General features: G+C 35.2%; 2 protein-coding genes. One reads left to right on the top strand and one right to left on the bottom strand.

Annotated features, from left to right (window positions below):
• Positions 1-878 (top strand): helix-turn-helix transcriptional regulator (locus tag BZK14_RS04420; protein ID WP_077925363.1); only part of this gene is annotated, 878 nt, incomplete at its 5' end.
• Positions 879-899: 21 nt separating this feature from the next.
• Here the strand turns inward: BZK14_RS04420 and BZK14_RS04415 are convergent.
• On the bottom strand, positions 900-1,826 hold a 927-nt coding region (locus BZK14_RS04415; RefSeq protein WP_143691334.1), incomplete at its 5' end, for a peroxidase-related enzyme.

Here is a 1,826-nt window from a genome sequence, read left to right as displayed (position 1 = left end):
ATTTACAGTTAGCATTTCGTTTAGCAAGTATTCTAACGAAGTTAAATCGAGGCGATCGTTTAGAAATCAGTCGCTTGGCAGAAGAGTATAATGTTGAAACAAGGACAATTAATCGCGATTTGCGTGATCGTTTTGCATTTTTAGATTGGGATGAGTTTGGCCCAAAATATTATAGTTTAGCTAAATCCTCATTGGGGCGTTTATATAAAGAAGATATTGAGCGTTTTGCGCATTTTGCAAGTATTCAGAATTTATTTCCGAAGAATGATCGTGATTTTTTTCAAGGGCAATTAACACAAAGTATTCACATTAAAGGTCATAATTATGAGGATTTAGCACATAAATCTCATGAGTTTGATCTGATTCAATCAGCAATAGAGCAATGCCAATACATTAATTTTTCTTATTTGAAAAATAATAGCGAAATGTCTAAAGATTATAAAATTGCGCCATATATTTTATTAAATCGCAATGGTATTTGGTATTTAGTGGGTTTGGATCATGGGCAAACTAAAACATTTTGTTTTTCTCAGATGGAAAAATTATGTGTGCTTAAAGAAACCTTTGAAGTGGATAGCACCATTTTAGAGGATATCAAAAATACAGATAGCATTTACTATGGCAATCAATTGGCTGAAGTTTTGGTTCATGTGGATGCTGAAAAAGCGATCTATTTTAAGCGCCGTGATCTGTTGCCTAATCAATCCATTGTGGAAGAAAAAGAAAATGGTGATTTAGTTGTGAAAAGCGAGCGCGTTAATCAGCAAGAGATTTTATCTTTGATGCGTTATTGGATTCCAAATGTAAAAATTATTTCTCCAAAAGAGCTACAAATAGCATTGAATGATTCGTTGCGGGAGTATTTGGAGTTATTTTGATTATTGGAGATATTGTGATAATTAATTTAACTCATAAGCCTCACCCAACGACAACATCAATCTATTCGCCCAAGAGAAAAATGCAATAGATTGAATTAAATCCAATAATTCCAATTCATCTAAGCCCAAAGCTCGTAATCTTTCAATCTGTATAGGATAAGCAGAAATTGGCGTAGTTGAAAGGGAGGCAGAAAAATCTGTAATTGCTAATAATCTTTCATCAAAGTTCTGTGCCAATACTTCACCCGTTTGTGTTGCAAGCAATTGGTCGATATCATTTTTACGATCTTTTGCTAAATGGCTTGCTTTACGAGCATGGACAGAAGCACAGTAAATGCAGCCATTCACTTTGCTCACAACTGCGGCGGCATATTCGCGTTCCCAGCGTGGTAAACCTTCTGGCGTATAGAAAATACCTCGATCAATTAAAGTTCGTAGTTCTAATATTTTACTTTGGTGTGCCAATAGTAAAAAATATTCGGAAGAGATTTGCCCCATTTTTTTCATCACATTAGCTTCTTCATCACTTAATGTAGATACATCACGAGCATTTAGCCAACTTTCCCAGCCTAATTGATCTTGTGTAAAGGCAGTTGGTGCAATTCTACCCTGAGCGGTATGGCTTACAGTATTCCAAATACCTGCTGTTACTGGCGGAGTTATCGACCTATCAGATTGGCCATTTAATAACAAAAGACCTTCAATTAGTCTTGCTTGATAAGTGACAAATGTGACTAATTGCGCCAATAATAAAAAATCTTTTTCATGCCAACCTGATTCAATGACAGCAGTTACTAAAGCTTTATTGGCTTGCTTAGGTTTTTCAATGATCACATCCACATAATTTAATGCTGAATCATATTGAGTAGGGTTCAATTGAATATCGGAAGCATTAAATTGTTCAACATAATAATCTGCTAATAAATCACTGCCAGTCTTGCGTGCTAC

This window comes from Wohlfahrtiimonas larvae (assembly GCF_002006755.1).
Taxonomy (GTDB): domain Bacteria; phylum Pseudomonadota; class Gammaproteobacteria; order Cardiobacteriales; family Wohlfahrtiimonadaceae; genus Wohlfahrtiimonas; species Wohlfahrtiimonas larvae.
Note: the sequence above shows the minus strand (reverse complement) of the source record. Positions and strands in the feature narration are given on the sequence as shown.